This window comes from Agrococcus sp. ProA11 (assembly GCF_039880525.1).
Taxonomy (GTDB): domain Bacteria; phylum Actinomycetota; class Actinomycetes; order Actinomycetales; family Microbacteriaceae; genus Agrococcus; species Agrococcus chionoecetis.
In genome coordinates, this window is sequence record NZ_CP156989.1 from 1741395 (window position 1) to 1757807 (window position 16413).

Below are 16413 nucleotides of genomic sequence, written 5' to 3' on the forward strand. Positions count from 1 at the left end.
GCGCGTGGAATCGCAATGAAACGGTTACACGACGGTCATTACCGACCCCGCTGGGCGAAGGCGCTCTGGTAGAGGCAGACGGATGCGGCGGTGGCGAGGTTCAGCGACTCCGCGTGGCCGTAGACCGGCAGCCGCACCGACCGGTCGGCCAGCCGGGCGGTATCGGCATCCAGGCCGCGCGCCTCGTTGCCGAAGAGCCACGCCGTGGGGCGGGCCAGCACGCCGTCGGCCTGCAGCGCGAGCAGGTCCTCCCCCGCCACATCCGCCGCGAGCACGGTGAGGCCGGCCGCGGCGGCCGCGTCGATCGCATCGCTCGTGCCGGCACCCACGGAGACGTCGAGGTGGAACAGCGAGCCGGTGGTGGCGCGCACCACCTTGGGGCTGAAGGGGTCGACGGAGTTGGCGGTGACGATGACCGCGGATGCCCCCGCCGCGTCTGCGGCGCGCAGGATGGTGCCGAGGTTGCCGGGGTCCCGCACCTCGTGCAGGATCGCGATCAGCGGGTGCGCCGCCTCGACGGCCCGCGCGATCGCATCCTCGAGCCGCACCGGCGCCTGCTTGGCGACGGCCACCACGCCCTGCGGGTGCACGGTGTCGGCGATCGCCGCGAGCGCGCGGTCGGAGACGTCGGTGATGGGCGCGTGCTGCGCCGCGGCGGCGATCAGCTCGCTGTGGCGCTCGCGCGCTGTCGGGGTGGCGAAGACGTCGACGAGCAGCGCGGGCTGCCAGCGCACGATCTCGTCGAGCGCCGCCGGGCCCTCCAACAGGAACAGCCCGGTCTGAGACCGGGCTGTTCGCTGCTGGAGCTTGGCAGCCTCTCGCACGCGCGGCGCACGGGGGCTGTCGAGCACGTCAGGCCGCGTTCGACGGAGCCGACGTGTCGGTCGGCAGCGCAGCCTTGGCTGCCTCGACGAGCGCCGTGAACGTGGCGGCATCGTTGATCGCCAGATCGGCCAGCATGCGGCGGTCGACCTCGATGCCAGCCAGGCCGAGGCCCTGGATGAGGCGGTTGTAGGTCAGGCCGTTCTGGCGGGAGGCAGCGTTGATGCGCTGGATCCACAGGCGGCGGAAGTCGCCCTTCTTCGCCTTGCGGTCACGGAAGGCGTAGACGTGCGAGTGGAGCAGCTGCTCCTTCGCCTTGCGGTACAGGCGCGAGCGCTGTCCACGGTAGCCCGAAGCCTGCTCGAGGATGACCCGACGCTTCTTGTGGGCGTTGACTGCTCTCTTGACACGTGCCATGAGTGTGTTCTCTCTATCTCTTCTTCGTCGCGCGCGTCAGCGCCCGAGGAGCTTCTTGATGACCTTGGCGTCGGCCGGGGCCAGGATCTTGTCCCGGTTGAGGCGGCGCTTCTGGCCACCCGACTTCACCTCGAGGTTGTGGCGCATGCCGGACTGCTGCGAGCGGACCTTGCCGCTGCCGGTGACCTTGAAGCGCTTCTTCGCACCGGAGTGCGTCTTCTGCTTGGGCATTCTTGTCTCCTACTCGGATGGCTCGCTGGCGGGTGAAGCCGCCGGCTTGGCCTTGGGCGTCGCGGGCTTGGCCGCCGCCGAGGGCGCTGCGGGCTTGCCAGCAGGCTTCGGGGCGCCGGGCTTCGCGGCGGGCTTGGACGCTGCAGGCGTCGCGGGCTTGGCCGCTGCGGAACCCGCAGCAGGCTTGGCCGCGGCGGCGGGCGCAGCGGAGGTCGATGCCGCGGGAGCGGCAGCGGGCCGGGGGGCACCGGCGGGACGCGGGGCGCCTGCCGGAGTGGGCTGGACCGTGCGAGCGGTCTGCTTGGGGCGCGAGTCGGAGCGCGGCTCCGAACGCGGCTCGGAACGCGGCTCCGAGCGGGGCTCGGACTTGGGACGCGACGACGCGCTCGAGGACGACGAGGACGACGGGCGCGACGAGGACGACGCGGGACGGCTGGAGCGCACCGGCTCCGGCTGGCTGCGCACGCGGCTCTGCGCGGGCACGGCCGGGCGGGCGGGGCGCTCGGCCTCGATCGCTGCCTGGTACGCGGCCTGCTTCTCAGCCTCCAGGCGGCGCTTCTCCTGCTCTTCCTTCTTGTGCGCGATGCGGGCAGCGTTCTGCTCTGCCTTGGCATCCGACTTGGAGCGCGACGGACCGACGATCATCACCATGTTGCGACCGTCGATGGTCGGCGACGACTCGACCGAGCCGTACTCCTGGATGTCCTCGGCGAAGCGCTGCAGCAGCTTCACGCCCAGCTCGGGGCGCGACTGCTCGCGGCCGCGGAAGAGGATCATCGCCTTGACCTTGTCGCCGCCCTCGAGGAAGCCCTGCGCACGCTTGCGCTTGGTCTCGTAGTCGTGCTCGTCGATCTTCAGGCGGAAGCGGACCTCCTTGAGGACCGTGTTCGCCTGGTTGCGACGTGCATCCTTGGCCTTCTGCGCCTGCTCGTACTTGAACTTGCCGTAGTCCATGATCTTGACCACGGGCGGGCGCGCCTCGGGTGCGACCTCGACGAGGTCGAGCTCTGCTTCACGGGCAAGACGAAGTGCATCCTCGACCCGGACGACACCGACCTGCTCGCCTGCAGGTCCAACCAGTCGGACTTCGGGGACGCGGATGCGCTCATTGGTGCGGGGATCGCTGATCGCGGGCTCCTTCTCGAATCTGCTGTGTGCTGATGCACGGCGAGAGAGAAGCCAGAACGCGATCGCGGCCGCGTGGCTCAGCATCCGTGACGACGAACGTCCGATGCTGCTGACCCGGTAGCCTGGAAGCGGCTGCGGGTGGGATTGCTCCTCTTTCACCTCCGGGCGAGAGCCCGAAACCTGCACAACCCTACCAGAGACGATTCCTCAGGAGAAGACTGCGATGACCGAGCTCGGCGAGCACACCCACGGCGATGACGCCCTCGAGCAGACGCGCGACATCGCCGACGTGCCGGCGGTCGAGCTCATCAACACCGTCGCGATCCACCTGCTGAGTGCCGCGGCCGTGAAGGTCGGCCTTGCGGACGACCCTGAGCAGCAGGTCGACCTCGACGAGGCGCGCAAGCTCATCAACGCGCTCGCCGGCCTCGTGACCGCGGCGGCACCCGAGATCGGCGGCGTGCACGCGGCGCCGCTGCGCGACGGGCTGCGCTCGGTGCAGCTCGCCTTCCGCGAGGCGAGCTCGATGCCCGACGCGCCCGGCAAGGGCCCCGGCGAGAAGTGGACCGGCTCGGTCGTCTGACCGGTCAGCGCGCGGCGGCCCAGTCGTCGCGCGTGCGGGCGAGCGCCGCAGGCGCCGCGAGCGGCAGCTGCGCCGCTCCCCCGTTCCAGCGGTGCAGCCGCACGACGACGCTCGCGATGCTCGCGCGCACGACCGGCGCCGCGGCGATCTGCGCTGCCGCCGCCTGCACCTGCTCCGGTGCGTCCACGTCGTCGTCGACGAGCGCGTGCACCTCGAGCTCCGGCCCGGCGAGGCGGCTGCGGGGGTCGCCGGTGGCGAGCACCACGGCCTGCACCGCCGGCTGTGCGAAGAGCGCGTCGGCGACCGCGGCATGCACCGCCTGATCCTCGACGCCCCACGACCAGGCGGCGTCCGCGAGCAGCGCTTCCAGCATCGCGCGCGTGAGCACGAACTCGCTCTCGGCGCCGGGGTCGACGACCACGCGCGCAGGCCCGTCGAGTGCGGCCGCGGCGGCGCGCTGCACGCTCGTGGGCACGGGTCGTGCCTGCCGGTTCCAGGCCTGCATCGCGGTCACGTGCGAGAATATCGGCAGGATCGTGCCGCCGTCCGGCGCCTGCACCTCGACGATCGAGAGCTCCTGCGTCTTGTCGATCGTGCGGCCGCGGTCATCGAGCCCGGTCTCGCCTGCCGCCGCCAGCAGCGGCACGAGCAGCCGCTCGCCGCGGAGCGCGTCGACCACGAGCGCGCGACCGGACGCGCCTGCGGCGAGACCCGCGACCGCTTCCAGGTATGCCGCGGGCGCCGATCCGTCATCGCCCGCGTAGGCGGTGTCGTGGTGCTGGAACGAGCGGCCCTCCCAGGGCCGCCCCGCCGAGTCCGCCTCGCGGCTCACCGCGGGCCTTACTGGCCCGCGACGTCCAGCGCCGCGACCAGCGTGAAGGCGCCGGCGTAGAGCGCCTTGCCGACGATGGCGCCCTCGACGCCGTGCGGCACGAGCTCGCGCAGCGCCGCGATGTCGTCGAGGCTCGCGACGCCGCCGGAGGCGACGATGGGCTTCTGCGTGCGCTCGGCGACCTGCCGCAGCAGCTCGATGTTGGGTCCCTGCAGCGTGCCGTCCTTCGTGACATCGGTGACGACGTAGCGGCTGCAGCCAGCCGCCTCCAGGCGGTCGAGCACGTGCCAGAGGTCGCCGCCATCCTGCGTCCATCCGCGTGCGGCGAGCGTCGTGCCGCGCACGTCGAGGCCGACGGCGATCTGGTCGCCGTATTCGGAGATGACCGATGCCGTCCACTCGGGGTTCTCGAGCGCGGCGGTGCCGAGGTTGATGCGCTTCACGCCCGTGGCGAGTGCGGCCTCCAGCGATGCCTCGTCGCGGATGCCGCCGGAGAGCTCGACCTGCACGTTGCCCTTGACCGCCTTGATCACCTTCTTGATGATGGCGCGGTTGTCGCCGCGACCGAACGCGGCGTCGAGGTCGACGAGGTGGATCCACTCGGCGCCCTGGCGCACCCAGTCCTCGGCCGCATCGATGGGCGAGCCGAAGGAGGTCTCCGTGCCCGCCTCGCCCTGCGTCAGCCGCACGGCCTTGCCGCCGGCGACATCGATGGCGGGCAGCAGCTGCAGCTTGGGCGACTGGTTGAAATCGGTCATGGTGAGGATGCCCTCTCGGGATGCTTGGCGGTGCGATCAGCCGGTTCGACCAGCCGGTGGAATGCTACTCGGCAGAGTCAGAGGCCGCGAACCCAGTTCGCCAGCAGGGCAATGCCCGCCTCCCCCGACTTCTCCGGGTGGAACTGCGTCGCGCTCAGCGGGCCGTTCTCGACCGCGGCGAGGAAGCGCTCCCCGTGCGTGGCCCAGGTGACGCGCGGCTGCCGGATGCGCGGGTGAGGGTCGATGCTCCACTCGGTCGCCGCGTAGGAGTGCACGAAGTAGAAGCGCTCGTCTCGGATGCCCGCGAAGAGCTCGGAGTCCTCCGGCGCCTCGACCTCTGCCCACCCCATGTGGGGCAGCACGTCGGCCTGCAGGCGGCGCACGGTGCCCGGCCACTCGTCGAGCGCGTCGGTGTGCACGCCGCCCTCCTCGCCCGCCGTGAAGAGCACCTGCATGCCCACGCAGATGCCGAGCACCGGTCGGCTGCCGGCCAGCCGACGACCGATGAGCTCACCACCGCGGATGGCCTGGATGCCGGCCATGCACGCAGCGATCGAGCCGACGCCGGGCACCACCAGGCCGTCGGCCTCCATGACCGTCGTGCGGTCAGCCGTCAGCGAGACGTTCGCGCCGGCGGCCTCCAGGGCCTTCGCCGCGGAGTGCACGTTGCCGAGGCCGTAGTCGAGCAGCGCGACGGTCGGGCGCGACGACCCCGTTGCCGAGCCGGGCATCAGAGAGCGCCCTTCGTGGACGGCACGCCCGTCACGCGCGGGTCGGGCTCGACGGCCATGCGCATGGCGCGGGCGAAGGCCTTGAACTCCGCCTCGGCGATGTGGTGCGGGTCGCGACCGGCGAGCACGTCCACGTGCGCCGTGATGCGCGCGTTGAGCGTGATCGCCTCGAAGACGTGGCGCACGAGCGAGCCGGTGAAGTGGCCGCCGATGCGGTGCAGCTCGAATCCGGCGGGCTCGCCGCCGTGCACGAGGAAGGGTCGGCCGGAGAGATCGACGACCGCGCGGGCGAGTGCCTCGTCGAGCGGCACGGTCGCGTCGCCGTAGCGGCGCACGCCCGCCTTGTCGCCGAGCGCGTCGCGCAGCGCGAGGCCGAGCGCGATCGCCGTGTCCTCCACCGTGTGGTGCGCATCGATGTCGGTGTCGCCCGTCGACTGCACGTCGAGATCGATGAGCGAGTGCTTCGAGAACGCCGTCAGCATGTGATCGAAGAACGGCACGGTGGTCGAGATCGACGAGCTGCCGGAGCCGTCGAGATCCAGCGAGAGCCGGATGGTCGACTCGCTCGTGGAGCGCTCGATCGTTGCGGTGCGGGCCATGGGTTCGATCCTATTCTGCGGTGAGCTCAGCCATGGCGGCGAGCAGCGCGGTGGTCTCGGCCGGCGTGCCGGCGGTGATGCGGAGCGTTCCGGGCAGGCCGACGTCGCGGACCAGGATGCCGCGGTCGAGCAGTGCCTGGAACGTCGCCTTCGGGTCGCGGATGCCGCCGACGAGCACGAAGTTGGAGTCGGACGGGTAGGGCGCGAGGCCCAGCGCGGTGAGCTCATCGACGATGCGATCGCGCTGCTGCCGCAGCGCGTCGACGCGTGCGAGCATCTCGCCGCTGTGCCGCAGCGCCGCGATCGCGGCCGCCTGCGTGATCGCCGACAGGTGGTAGGGCAGGCGCACCAGGCGGAGCGCATCGATGACCGCCGGATCCGCGGCGAGGTAGCCGACCCGGATGCCCGCGAAGGCGAACGCCTTGCTCATGGTGCGCGAGACCAGCAGGCGCGGGTAGCGCTCGAGGAGCGCCAGCGCCGTCTGGTCGCGATCGTGCGCGAACTCGGCGTAGGCCTCGTCGACCAGCACGATCCCGCGGGCGCTCGTGCACGCTGCCTCGATCACGTCCAGCCCGATCGCCGTGCCGGTCGGGTTGTTCGGCGAGCAGAGGAAGACCACGTCGGGATCGTGCTCCTCGATCGCGTCGCGCACGGCGCTCGGCGTGAGCGTGAAGTCGTCGGCGCGCGGCACCGGCACCCATGCCATGCCGACGCCCTGCGCCAGCAGCGGGTACATCGAGTAGGTGGGCGTGAACGACAGCAGCGAGCGGCCCGGGCCGCCGAAGGCCTGCAGCACGTGCTGCAGCACCTCGTTCGAGCCGTTGCCCGCCCAGATCTGCTCGGCAGTCAGGCCGCGGCCGAGGTAGTCGGCGAAGCCCTGGCGCAGCACGTCGAATTCGCGGTCGGGGTACCGGTTGGCCTCCGGCAGCGCACGAGCGATCTCCTGGACGATGTCGAGGGCCACTGCCTCCGGCACTCGGTAGGCGTTCTCGTTGACGTTGAGCCGCACGGGAACCTCGAGCTGCGGTGCGCCGTAGGGCGTCAGGCCGCGCAGGTCGGCGCGGATGGGCAGGTCGTCGAGACTCGTCACTGCACCAGCCTAGGACGCTGTCTGATCTCCTGCACGCGCGGGCAGCACGCCTGCGGTCTGGCGGTGTGCGGCGTCAGCTCGTGTAGTGGGTCGGGATGGCGAGCTGCTCGCCCGGCTGGATGGCGCCGCCGATGCCGTTGAGCATCTCGATCTCCGCGATCACGTCGCGCGGGTCGGCCTCGGGCGCGATGGCGTGCGCGATCTGCCACAGCGACTGGCCAGGCATGACGGTGACGTACTCGAAGTCGACGGAGCCGCTGGTCGAGGAGGCGACCGCCCCAGCGAGGGCGTCGCCCAGCACGCCGACGCCGGCGAGTGCGCCGGTGGCGATGACGGGGGCGGCGACGAGCAGCGCCAGCGCACGGCGACCGCGGACGGTCATGCGGAGCCGACTGCGAGCTGCGGGAGCGGCGGGCGTCGCGACGGGCGTCGCGGCGGGGATCCATGCGGTGGTGGCGATGGCAGTCATCGTTGCTCCTTCCGATTGGGATCCGCAGGCGATGCTCGGCCGGGAGCACCGCCTGCGAATCTCTGTTTCGAACCTATCTTCGATTCTTCGGATGCGTCAAGCCCTTTTGCGGGTTTTCTCCACGACACGCTCGAACATCCGTTTGATTCGAGCGCCCTGTCGGATACGCTTTCGAACCAGGAGCAGTCAATCCCAGGCCACCCACACGCCCGTCTCGGGCACCGGGCGGCACCGGAGCGACGGGAGCGGAGCGGTATGACGAGGCAGCTGACCGAGAAGCAGCAGGCCATCCTGCAGGTCATCCAGAAGGCGGTGCGCCAGCGCGGCTATCCGCCGAGCTACCGAGAGATCGGCGATGCGGTCGGGCTCTCCTCGCTCTCGAGCGTGACGCACCAGCTCGGGCAGCTCGAGCTCGCCGGCATGATCCGCCGCGACCCTGCGCGCCCGCGTGCGATCGAGGTGCTCGTGCCCGACGAGCTGGACCCGTCTGTGGGCAGCATGGAGCAGGCGACCTTCGTGCCGATGGTCGGCCGCATCGCAGCCGGCATCCCGATCACCGCCGAGGAGCAGATCGACGAGGTCTATCCGCTGCCGAAGGAGCTCGTCGGCGGCGGCGACCTCTTCATGCTCAAGGTGGTCGGCGACTCGATGATCGATGCTGCGATCTGCGACGGCGACTGGGTCGTGGTGCGACAGCAGCGCGATGCGGTCAACGGCGACATCGTGGCGGCGATGCTCGACGAGGAGGCCACGGTGAAGGTGTTCAAGCAGCGCGACGGCCACACCTGGCTGCTGCCCCGCAACTCCGCGTTCGAGCCGATCGTGGGTGACGAGGCCGAGGTGCTGGGCAAGGTCGTGGCGGTGCTGCGCTCCATCTGAGCCCCGAGACGACACGAGGCGCCGGACCGCTCACGCGGCTCGGCGCCTCCTGTCGTGGGACCGCGTGTCAGATGCGGAACTCGGCGAGCTGGTCGAGCACGGCGTCGGAGACCAGCGCATCGATGCGCGTGCCGGCCTCCTCGTAGCGCTCGCTCACGACGTCGAAGCGGTCGTGGAGCATGGCGATCACATCGCCGCGCTCGAAGGGCACCAGCAGCGACACCGGCACCTCTGGCCTCGGCAGCAGCTCGGCGATGCGCGCGAGGATCTCGTCCACGCCGGCGCCCGTGCGTGCCGAGGCGAAGATGGCGTCCGGCTGCAGTCCCCGCAGCACCAGTCGCTCGTCATCACCGATCAGGTCGGCCTTGTTGAACACCACGATCTCCGGGATGGTGCGCGCGCCCGTCTCCCCCAGCACATCGCGCACCGTGGCGATCTGCGAAGCGGGGTCGGGGTGGCTGGCATCGACGACGTGCACGATGAGCTCCGACTCGGCGACCTCCTCGAGCGTCGAGCGGAACGCCTCGACCAGCTGGTGCGGCAGGTTGCGCACGAAGCCGACCGTGTCGGCGATGGTGAACTCGCGCCCGTCCGGCGTGACCGCGCGGCGGACGGTGGCGTCGAGGGTCGCGAACAGCGCGTTCTCCACCAGCACGCCCGCACCGGTGATCCGGTTCAGCAGCGACGACTTGCCGGCGTTCGTGTAGCCCGCGATCGCCACGCCCGGCACCTCGAACCGGTCGCGGTTGGCGCGCTTCGCCTGGCGCGCGGGCGCGAAGCCCTTGATCTGCTTGCGCAGCCGTGCCATCCGCGTGTGGATGCGGCGACGGTCGAGCTCGATCTTCGTCTCACCCGGTCCGCGCGAGCCCATGCCTGCGCCCTGCCCGCCGACCTGACCACCGGCCTGGCGCGACATCGAGTCGCCCCAGCCGCGCAGTCGCGGCAGCAGGTACTCCAGCTGCGCGAGCTCGACCTGCGCCTTGCCCTCGCGGCTCTTGGCGTGCTGGCTGAAGATGTCGAGGATCACGGCGGTGCGGTCGATGACCTTCACCTTGACCCGGTCCTCCAGCGCACGTCGCTGGCTGGGCGAGAGCTCGCTGTCGGCCACCACCGTGTCGGCACCGAGCTCCTTCACCATCTCGGCCAGCGCATCCGCCTTGCCGCTGCCGACGTAGGTGGCCGGATCCGGGTTGGGCCTGCGCTGCAGCACGCCGTCGAGCACCTGCGCGCCGGCGGTCTCCGCCAGCGCGGCGAGCTCGCGCATCGAGTTCTCCGCGTCGGTGGCGCTGCCCGAGTAGACGCCCACGAGCACCACGTTCTCGAGGCGAAGCTCGCGGTACTCGACCTCGGTGATGTCCTCGAGCTCGGTGCGCAGTCCGTCGACGCGACGCAGCGCCGCACGCTCGTCGCGCTCGTACTGCGCGCCATCGCTGTCGCTCGATCCGTGGTCGGCCTGCAGCGCCTGCGCGCGCGCCGAGAGCACCTCGCCGTCGGCCGGCTGCGCCCACCGGAGGATGCGCTCCGTCGCGCGCCCTCCGCCCTCGGTGGTGTCCTGCGGTTCTGCCATGGTCTGTCCTTCGCTACTGTCGAGTCCGTGCCGGACCACTACTTCTCACCCGATCCCGTTGCGCCGAGATCGTTCCGGACGATCCTGGTGCCGATCGATGGCCGCGAGCGTGAGATGGTCACGGCGACCGGGGTGTTCTCCGGGGACCGACTCGATGTCGGCACCGAGGTGCTGCTGGATGCGGTTCCCGCGCCTCCCGAGACCGGGGAGCTGCTCGATCTCGGCTGCGGCTGGGGACCCATCGCCGCGACCCTCGCGACCCGTTCCCCGGCCGCGCATGTCTGGGCGGTCGACGTCAACGCCCGTGCGCTCTCGCTCGTGGAGCGGAATGCCGAGCTGCTCAGTCTATCGAACATCACCCCGGCGACTCCTGACCGGGTGCCGACCGACGTGCGGTTCGCGACGATCTGGTCGAATCCGCCCATCCGGATCGGCAAGCCGCAGCTGCACGAGTTGCTCGAGACCTGGATCCCGCGGCTCGAACCCGGCGGCACGGCGTGGCTCGTGGTGCAGAAGCACCTGGGCGCCGACTCGCTGCTGCGATGGCTGACGGAGCGCTTCGAGGGCTTCGATGTCGAGCGTGCCGACTCGAAGCGGACGTACCGGATCATCGCCGTCACGGCGCCTGACTGACTCCCCGGTCGATCTCCTCACCGCGGAAGACGAGCTCTGCGGGACCCGTGAGCCAGGCATGCCCGCGCTCATCGATCTCCACCTCGAGCCTGCCCCCTGGCACGTCGACGATCCAGCGATCCGCCGCGTCGCCCGACCAGTGCCGGGTCGCCAGCGCTGCGGCGACGGCTCCGGTGCCGCAGGAGAGCGTCTCGCCGGAGCCCCGCTCGTGGACGCGCATGCGGATGGCGCCGACGCCATCGGCGATGGAGCCCGGCACGACGAACTCGACGTTCGCCCCGTCGTCCGGCACCGGGTCGAGCACGGGTGCGCGGTGGAGGTCGAGCGCGGCGAGCTCCTCGGCGCTCGCCAGCGCGACCACGACGTGCGGATTGCCCGTCGACACGTCCAGGCCGGGGCGGGCGACATCGATGCCGTGGGCCGCGACCAGCCGGTCGCCGCCCAGCTCGTACGGACCGAGGTCCACGGCGAACAGCGGGCCCTGGCGGATGACACGCTTGAGGCCCGCGCGCGTGGCGACGTCCATCGCCTCGCCGTCGCCGAGCTCCACGAGGCCTGCCTCGAGCAGGAACCGCACGAACACACGGACGCCGTTGCCGCACATCTCGCTTGTGCTGCCGTCGGCGTTCCAGTAGTCCATCGCCCACGTGCCCGCGGGCGCGGCGTCGAGCGTCGGGTCGCCGCTGGCACCGGTGCGCACGGCTCGGATCACGCCGTCGCCCCCGATGCCGTAGCGGCGGTCGGCGAGCGCCCGCACCCGCTCGGCCGTGAGCGGCGCTGCGCCGTCGGGGTCGGCGACCAGCACGAAGTCGTTGCCGGTCCCGTGTCCCTTGGTGAATGCGCCTGTGCCGAGCGGTGTCATGCGCCCAGGCTATCGAGCGCTTTTCGCGCCATCGCCGTCGGATCCGTCGCGGGGGATGCCGGGTAGCGCTGGAACCAGGACACCTGGCGCCTCGCGTACCGACGCGTCAGCGCCTGCGTGCGCGCGATCGCCTCGGCCTCGGTGAGGGCGCCGTCGAGCTGGTCGAGCGCCTGCCGGTAGCCGATCGCCTGCTGCGCGGTCGAGCCGCGCTCGATGCCCGCGGCGCGCAGAGCGCGCGCCTCTGCCACGATGCCGAGCTCCCACATCCGCGTCACCCGCGCGTCCAGTCGCGCGACGAGCGCCGCGCGATCCACGCGCACGTGCTGGATCACCGTCGGCCGCAGCAGCGATTCCTCCGGCGGCAGCCCGACCCGGAAGGGCATGCCGGTGAGCGTCACCGCCTCCAGCGCGCGCACGAGCCTGCGCCCGTTGTGCGGTCCGATCGCCGCGGCGGCGGCCGCGTCGACGGCGAGCAGGCGAGCGTGCATCGCCGCCGCGCCGTCGCGCTCGAGCGCCGACTCGAGCTCGGCGCGCAGCGTCTCGTCGGTCGCGGGGAACGCGAAGTCGTACAGCACGCTGGAGGCGTAGAGCCCGCTGCCCCCGACCAGGATCGGCACCGCTCCCCGTTGCTCGATGCCGTCCAGAGCGGCGAGCGCGGCCTCGCGATAGGCGGCCACCGCCGCATCCTGCCACGGCTCCAGCACGTCCAGCAGGTGGTGCGAATGGCCGCGGCGCTCTTCCACACTCGCCTTCGCGGTGCCGATGTCCATGCCGCGGTAGAGCTGCATGGCGTCGCAGTTCACGATCTCGGCGCTGCCGCCGAGCCGCACGACCGCGTCCGCGACGTCGAGCGACAGCGACGTCTTGCCGGTGCCGGTCGCGCCGACCACGGCGATCAGCGTCATGCCTCGGAGGCGACCGGCTGCGGTCGGAGCACCGGCAGCCCGAGCGACACGGGGCCTCCGGCGCGAACGGGAGCGTCGCCGGCCGCGGGCACCGCGCACGAGTCGGCCTGCGCTCGATCCCACGCGTCGCCCGCGCGCGTCGCGCGGAGCGCGAGCGGCTCGCCGTCGGCGATCAGGTGGAACGGCGCCGCCTGGGTCACCTCGACGGTGACGATGTCGCCAGGGCGCGGCTGATGCGAGCCCGGGGCGAAGTGCACGAGGCGGTTGTCCTCGGCGCGGCCGGTGAGCCGATGGGTCTCCGCGTGCCGCTTGCCCTCGGCGGCCGCCACCATGACCTCGGCAGCGCGACCCACCTGGCGCTGGTTCTCCTCGTGCGAGATGCGATCCTGCAGCGCGACGAGCCGCTCGAACCGCGCCTGCACGACCTCCTTCGGCACCTGGTCGGGCATCGTCGCGGCGGGCGTGCCCGGCCGGATCGAGTACTGGAAGGTGAAGGCCGACGCGAAGCGCGATGCCTCGACGACACGCAGCGTCTCGGCGAAGTCCTCTTCGGTCTCACCGGGGAAGCCGACGATGATGTCGGTCGTGATGGCCGCGTGCGGGATCCGCTCGCGCACCTTGTCCAGGATGCCGAGGAACCTCGTCGACCGATACGAGCGGCGCATGGCCTTCAGGATGCGATCCGATCCCGACTGCAGCGGCATGTGCAGCTGCGGCATCACCGCCGGCGTCTCTGCCATCGCGTCGATCACGTCGTCGGTGAACGCCGCCGGATGCGGACTCGTGAAGCGGATGCGCTCGAGCCCATCGATCTCGCCCGCGGCGCGCAGCAGCTTGCCGAACGCGAGCCGATCGCCGAACTCGACACCGTAGGAGTTCACGTTCTGGCCCAGCAGCGTCACCTCGATGGCGCCGTCGTCGACGAGCGCCTGCACCTCGGAGAGGATCTCCCCTGGGCGCCGATCGCGCTCCTTGCCGCGCAGCGAGGGCACGATGCAGAAGGTGCAGGTGTTGTTGCAGCCGACCGAGATGGAGACCCAGCCGGCGTAGGTGGACTCGCGCTTCGTCGGCAGCGTCGACGGGAAGACCTCGAGCGCCTCGAGGATCTCCACCGCTGCTGCGCCGTTGTGGCGACTGCGCTCCAGCAGCGTCGGCAGCGAGCCGATGTTGTGGGTGCCGAAGACGACATCCACCCAGGGGGCGCGCTCGACGATCGTCGAGCGATCCTTCTGCGCCAGGCAGCCGCCGACGGCGATCTGGAAGCCGTCGCGCTCCCGCTTCGTCTTCGCCAGCTGCCCGAGCGTGCCGTAGAGCTTCTGACCGGCGTTCTCGCGCACCGCGCAGGTGTTGATGACGATGACGTCGGGGGCGCCGTCCTGCGCCTCGGTGTAGCCGGCCGCCTCGAGCGAGCCGCGGAGTCGTTCGGAGTCGTGCACGTTCATCTGGCAGCCGAAGGTCTTCACCTCGTAGGTGCGCGGCGCGAGCGTGCTGAGCATGGGCTCCATCGTACCGGCGCGCGCAGCAGCCGCCCGGCGCTCGCGGGCGGCTGCTGCTCGTACTCGGGCGTCAGCCCTCGGTCGCGGTGAGCATCCAGGTGCCGTCGGGCCCATCACCCGTGAGGCTCATCACTCCCTCGGTGGCGGTGCCGGTGAAGGTGATGTCGAACGCCTCGTCCTGGGTGTTCTGATCGGCCAGTTCGGTGATGGTGATCGACAGGTTGCTCGGATCGCCGGACCAGACGTCGGCGGGGCTGTCGAACGGACCGCCGTCGCCGTTGTTCCAGTCGCTGATGTCGACCGTGCCGTCGGCGTTCAGCGTGAACTCCATGGCCGCGAACGTCTCGCCATCGGGACCGAGCTCACCGCCCGTCCAGGTCGTGCCAGCGAGATCTTCGGAGCCGGTATCGCCATCGGTGGTGCCGCCATCGGTGGTGCCGCCGTCGGTGGAGCCGCCGTCGGTCGAGGGCTCGGTGGTCGTGCCGTCGCCGCCGACGACCGGGGGCAGCTGGATGCAGCCCGTCAGGGCCAGCAGCGCCGCGGCCGCGATTGCCGGTCCGGCAAGGATCCTGGTGGTGTTCATGCGCTCAAACCTAGCCCTTTCGCGCACGCGGAGACTGCATGAGTGCTCAGCAGGGCCGAAGGTTCCCCGCACTGCGCCTGCTCAGCGGAAGCGCGGGCCCCGCGGACGGGTGCGCTCGATCGCGGTGCGCACCGCGGACCCGCCGAAGCCGCGTCGCTGGAGGAAGCCGTACAGCCGTCGCTCCGCCGTCTCGTCGTCGAGGCTGCCCATGCGCTTGCGCCGATCGGCGGCCGCGTCGATGGCACGCTGCAGCTCCTCGTCGCCATCACTGGGCTCGATGACCTCCGGGTCGAGGCCGCGCTTGCGCAGCTCTGCGGAGATGCCGCGCTCCCCCAGGTGCTTCCGCTCGCGGAGCCGTTCCGCGAGATCCTGCGCGAGCTGGGCGTCGTCCACCAGCCCCTCCGCCGCGAGGCGATCCAGCACCGCCTCGCGCACCTCGGGCTCGACGTCGCGGCGCTCGAGCGTGCGGTCGAGCTCCTGCCGACTCGCCGCCTTCCGCCCGAGCGCACGCAGCGCGATCGAGCGGGCCGCATCCTCGTCGACGCGCTCGCCGGCTGCGTCCGCCTCACCGGCGTCATGCGGCTCCGCGACCGGATCCTCGTCTCGCGAGGCGATCCAGGTGGAGAGCGCCGTGACGCCGGCCAGGCGGTCGGTGTCGCTCACGCGCCCTGGCGCTCCTGGCGACGGGCGTCGAGCGACTCGACCGCTGCCTGCTGCTCGGCCGCAGCTGCCTTGCCTGCGGCGCCGACGCCGAGCTTGCCGAGGATCTGGCGCTCGATCTGCGCCGCCAGGTCGGGGTTGTCGAGCAGGAACTGGCGTGCCTTCTCCTTGCCCTGCCCCAGCTGGTCACCGTCGTAGGTGTACCAGGCGCCGGACTTGCGCACGATGGCGTGCTCGACGCCGAAGTCGATCAGGCTGCCCTCGCGCGAGATGCCGGTGCCGTAGAGGATGTCGAACTCGGCCTGCTTGAACGGCGGCGCCATCTTGTTCTTGACCACCTTGACGCGAGTGCGGTTGCCGACTGCGTCGGTGCCGTCCTTGAGCGTCTCGATGCGACGGATGTCGAGGCGCACCGAGGCGTAGAACTTCAGCGCCTTGCCGCCCGCGGTGGTCTCGGGGCTGCCGAAGAAGACACCGATCTTCTCGCGCAGCTGGTTGATGAAGATCATCGTGGTCTGCGTCTGGTTGAGGCCACCGGTGAGCTTGCGCAATGCCTGCGACATGAGGCGAGCCTGCAGGCCGACGTGGCTGTCGCCCATCTCGCCCTCGATCTCGGCGCGGGGCACGAGTGCCGCCACGGAGTCGATGACGATCAGGTCGATCGAGCCGGAGCGCACGAGCATGTCGGCGATCTCGAGCGCCTGCTCGCCGGTGTCGGGCTGCGACACGAGCAGCGCGTCGATGTCGACGCCGAGCTTCTTGGCGTACTCGGGGTCGAGCGCGTGCTCAGCGTCGATGAAGGCTGCGATGCCGCCGTTGCGCTGCGCATTGGCGATCGCGTGGAGCGTCAGCGTCGTCTTGCCGGACGACTCCGGGCCGTAGATCTCGATGATGCGGCCGCGCGGCAGGCCGCCGACGCCGAGCGCCACGTCGAGCGCGATGGAGCCGGTGGGGATGACCTCGACCGGTGCGCGCTCCTCGCTGCCGAGGCGCATCACCGATCCCTTGCCGAACTGACGGTCGATCTGGGCGAGCGCCGCCTCGAGCGACTTCTCGCGGTCTGCTGGTGTGGGCATTGCTGGCCTTCCGTTCGCCGTGCGTGGCTGGTGTGTTGCGCTCACGGTATGTCGGGCCACTGACATGCGTGCGGCCCGGGTGCCCGCCTGTG

Annotated in this window: 20 protein-coding genes; 3 read left to right on the forward strand and 17 right to left on the reverse strand. The window is 71.2% G+C overall.

Annotated features, from left to right (window positions below):
- Window positions 1-38: 38 nt before the first annotated feature.
- Genes ABG090_RS08400 through infC form a run of 4 tightly spaced genes read right to left on the reverse strand, consistent with a single transcriptional unit; the run spans window position 39 to window position 2598 of the window.
- Window positions 39-851, reverse strand: a complete 813-nt coding sequence (locus ABG090_RS08400; protein WP_347754034.1) for an RNA methyltransferase — start codon at window positions 849-851, stop codon at window positions 39-41.
- A gap of 1 nt (window position 852) precedes the next feature.
- Window positions 853-1239, reverse strand: a complete 387-nt coding sequence (gene rplT / locus ABG090_RS08405) for a 50S ribosomal protein L20 (RefSeq protein WP_347754035.1) — start codon at window positions 1237-1239, stop codon at window positions 853-855.
- Between the two features lie 36 nt (window positions 1240-1275).
- A complete protein-coding gene (gene rpmI / locus ABG090_RS08410; RefSeq protein ID WP_347754036.1) occupies window positions 1276-1470 on the reverse strand; it encodes a 50S ribosomal protein L35 in 195 nt (64 codons plus the stop codon).
- A 9-nt stretch (window positions 1471-1479) separates the two neighbouring features.
- A complete protein-coding gene (gene infC, locus ABG090_RS08415) occupies window positions 1480-2598 on the reverse strand; it encodes a translation initiation factor IF-3 (protein ID WP_347757561.1) in 1119 nt (372 codons plus the stop codon).
- A 223-nt stretch (window positions 2599-2821) separates the two neighbouring features.
- Here infC and ABG090_RS08420 point away from each other — a divergent pair, with 223 nt between their 5' ends.
- The gene (locus tag ABG090_RS08420) at window positions 2822-3181 is read left to right on the forward strand and encodes a DUF1844 domain-containing protein (protein ID WP_347754037.1); all 360 of its coding nucleotides are present in this window, start codon (window positions 2822-2824) and stop codon (window positions 3179-3181) included.
- Between the two features lie 4 nt (window positions 3182-3185).
- On the opposite strand, the gene ABG090_RS08425 is transcribed toward ABG090_RS08420, so the two are convergent.
- From ABG090_RS08425 to ABG090_RS08450, 6 genes are all read right to left on the reverse strand, one after another.
- Window positions 3186-4013, reverse strand: a complete 828-nt coding sequence (locus ABG090_RS08425; RefSeq protein ID WP_347754038.1) for an SseB family protein — start codon at window positions 4011-4013, stop codon at window positions 3186-3188.
- 8 nt (window positions 4014-4021) lie between these two features.
- On the reverse strand, window positions 4022-4771 hold the full coding sequence (gene priA / locus ABG090_RS08430) for a bifunctional 1-(5-phosphoribosyl)-5-((5-phosphoribosylamino)methylideneamino)imidazole-4-carboxamide isomerase/phosphoribosylanthranilate isomerase PriA (RefSeq protein ID WP_347754039.1): 750 nt from the start codon (window positions 4769-4771) through the stop codon (window positions 4022-4024).
- A 77-nt stretch (window positions 4772-4848) separates the two neighbouring features.
- Window positions 4849-5502: an imidazole glycerol phosphate synthase subunit HisH gene (gene hisH, locus ABG090_RS08435; protein WP_347754040.1), complete on the reverse strand. Its 654-nt coding sequence runs from the start codon at window positions 5500-5502 to the stop codon at window positions 4849-4851.
- On the reverse strand, window positions 5502-6101 hold the full coding sequence (gene hisB / locus ABG090_RS08440; RefSeq protein ID WP_347754041.1) for an imidazoleglycerol-phosphate dehydratase HisB: 600 nt from the start codon (window positions 6099-6101) through the stop codon (window positions 5502-5504). Before hisB ends, hisH begins: the two co-directional genes overlap by 1 nt.
- Window positions 6102-6111: 10 nt before the next feature.
- Entirely contained in the window at window positions 6112-7191 is a 1080-nt protein-coding gene (locus tag ABG090_RS08445; protein ID WP_347754042.1) for a histidinol-phosphate transaminase, read from the reverse strand.
- Window positions 7192-7264: 73 nt separating this feature from the next.
- Window positions 7265-7660 carry a hypothetical protein gene (locus tag ABG090_RS08450; RefSeq protein ID WP_347754043.1) on the reverse strand — a complete coding sequence of 132 codons (396 nt, stop codon included), beginning with the start codon at window positions 7658-7660 and terminating at the stop codon, window positions 7265-7267.
- 255 nt (window positions 7661-7915) lie between these two features.
- Here ABG090_RS08450 and lexA point away from each other — a divergent pair, with 255 nt between their 5' ends.
- Window positions 7916-8539, forward strand: a complete 624-nt coding sequence (lexA, locus tag ABG090_RS08455; RefSeq protein WP_347754044.1) for a transcriptional repressor LexA — start codon at window positions 7916-7918, stop codon at window positions 8537-8539.
- Window positions 8540-8606: 67 nt separating this feature from the next.
- Here lexA and hflX read toward each other — a convergent pair whose 3' ends face one another.
- Window positions 8607-10106, reverse strand: a complete 1500-nt coding sequence (gene hflX / locus ABG090_RS08460; protein ID WP_347754045.1) for a GTPase HflX — start codon at window positions 10104-10106, stop codon at window positions 8607-8609.
- Window positions 10107-10133: 27 nt separating this feature from the next.
- Between hflX and ABG090_RS08465 the strand changes: the two genes are divergently transcribed.
- Window positions 10134-10739 (forward strand): methyltransferase, encoded by a 606-nt coding sequence (locus tag ABG090_RS08465; protein ID WP_347754046.1) that lies wholly within the window; start codon window positions 10134-10136, stop codon window positions 10737-10739.
- Here ABG090_RS08465 and dapF read toward each other — a convergent pair.
- The 6 genes from dapF to recA all read right to left on the reverse strand — a co-directional run bounded on the left by dapF (window position 10723) and on the right by recA (window position 16321).
- Window positions 10723-11601 (reverse strand): diaminopimelate epimerase, encoded by an 879-nt coding sequence (gene dapF, locus ABG090_RS08470; protein WP_347754047.1) that lies wholly within the window; start codon window positions 11599-11601, stop codon window positions 10723-10725. The two genes, ABG090_RS08465 and dapF, sit on opposite strands and share 17 nt — an antisense overlap.
- Complete coding sequence (gene miaA / locus ABG090_RS08475) at window positions 11598-12506, reverse strand: tRNA (adenosine(37)-N6)-dimethylallyltransferase MiaA (protein WP_347754048.1); 909 nt, start codon at window positions 12504-12506, stop codon at window positions 11598-11600. The genes dapF and miaA overlap by 4 nt, the downstream gene beginning before the upstream one ends.
- Window positions 12503-14002, reverse strand: coding sequence for a tRNA (N6-isopentenyl adenosine(37)-C2)-methylthiotransferase MiaB (miaB, locus tag ABG090_RS08480; RefSeq protein ID WP_347754049.1), 1500 nt, complete (start codon window positions 14000-14002; stop codon window positions 12503-12505). Before miaB ends, miaA begins: the two co-directional genes overlap by 4 nt.
- A 70-nt stretch (window positions 14003-14072) precedes the next feature.
- Window positions 14073-14585, reverse strand: a complete 513-nt coding sequence (locus ABG090_RS08485) for a hypothetical protein (protein ID WP_347754050.1) — start codon at window positions 14583-14585, stop codon at window positions 14073-14075.
- An 81-nt stretch (window positions 14586-14666) separates the two neighbouring features.
- On the reverse strand, window positions 14667-15248 hold the full coding sequence (locus ABG090_RS08490; RefSeq protein ID WP_347754051.1) for a regulatory protein RecX: 582 nt from the start codon (window positions 15246-15248) through the stop codon (window positions 14667-14669).
- Window positions 15245-16321, reverse strand: coding sequence for a recombinase RecA (recA, locus tag ABG090_RS08495; RefSeq protein WP_347754052.1), 1077 nt, complete (start codon window positions 16319-16321; stop codon window positions 15245-15247). The genes ABG090_RS08490 and recA overlap by 4 nt, the downstream gene beginning before the upstream one ends.
- Window positions 16322-16413 lie beyond the last annotated feature (92 nt).

Coding starts and splice junctions, on each gene's coding strand:
- hisB (WP_347754041.1), bottom strand. CDS start 6,101: ATGGCCCGCACCGCAACGATCGAGCGCTCCACGAGCGAGTCGACCATC.
- ABG090_RS08485 (WP_347754050.1), bottom strand. CDS start 14,585: ATGAACACCACCAGGATCCTTGCCGGACCGGCAATCGCGGCCGCGGCG.
- rpmI (WP_347754036.1), bottom strand. CDS start 1,470: ATGCCCAAGCAGAAGACGCACTCCGGTGCGAAGAAGCGCTTCAAGGTC.
- miaB (WP_347754049.1), bottom strand. CDS start 14,002: ATGCTCAGCACGCTCGCGCCGCGCACCTACGAGGTGAAGACCTTCGGC.
- priA (WP_347754039.1), bottom strand. CDS start 4,771: ATGACCGATTTCAACCAGTCGCCCAAGCTGCAGCTGCTGCCCGCCATC.
- ABG090_RS08420 (WP_347754037.1), top strand. CDS start 2,822: ATGACCGAGCTCGGCGAGCACACCCACGGCGATGACGCCCTCGAGCAG.
- rplT (WP_347754035.1), bottom strand. CDS start 1,239: ATGGCACGTGTCAAGAGAGCAGTCAACGCCCACAAGAAGCGTCGGGTC.
- recA (WP_347754052.1), bottom strand. CDS start 16,321: ATGCCCACACCAGCAGACCGCGAGAAGTCGCTCGAGGCGGCGCTCGCC.
- ABG090_RS08450 (WP_347754043.1), bottom strand. CDS start 7,660: ATGACTGCCATCGCCACCACCGCATGGATCCCCGCCGCGACGCCCGTC.
- dapF (WP_347754047.1), bottom strand. CDS start 11,601: ATGACACCGCTCGGCACAGGCGCATTCACCAAGGGACACGGGACCGGC.
- miaA (WP_347754048.1), bottom strand. CDS start 12,506: ATGACGCTGATCGCCGTGGTCGGCGCGACCGGCACCGGCAAGACGTCG.
- lexA (WP_347754044.1), top strand. CDS start 7,916: ATGACGAGGCAGCTGACCGAGAAGCAGCAGGCCATCCTGCAGGTCATC.
- hisH (WP_347754040.1), bottom strand. CDS start 5,502: ATGCCCGGCTCGGCAACGGGGTCGTCGCGCCCGACCGTCGCGCTGCTC.
- hflX (WP_347754045.1), bottom strand. CDS start 10,106: ATGGCAGAACCGCAGGACACCACCGAGGGCGGAGGGCGCGCGACGGAG.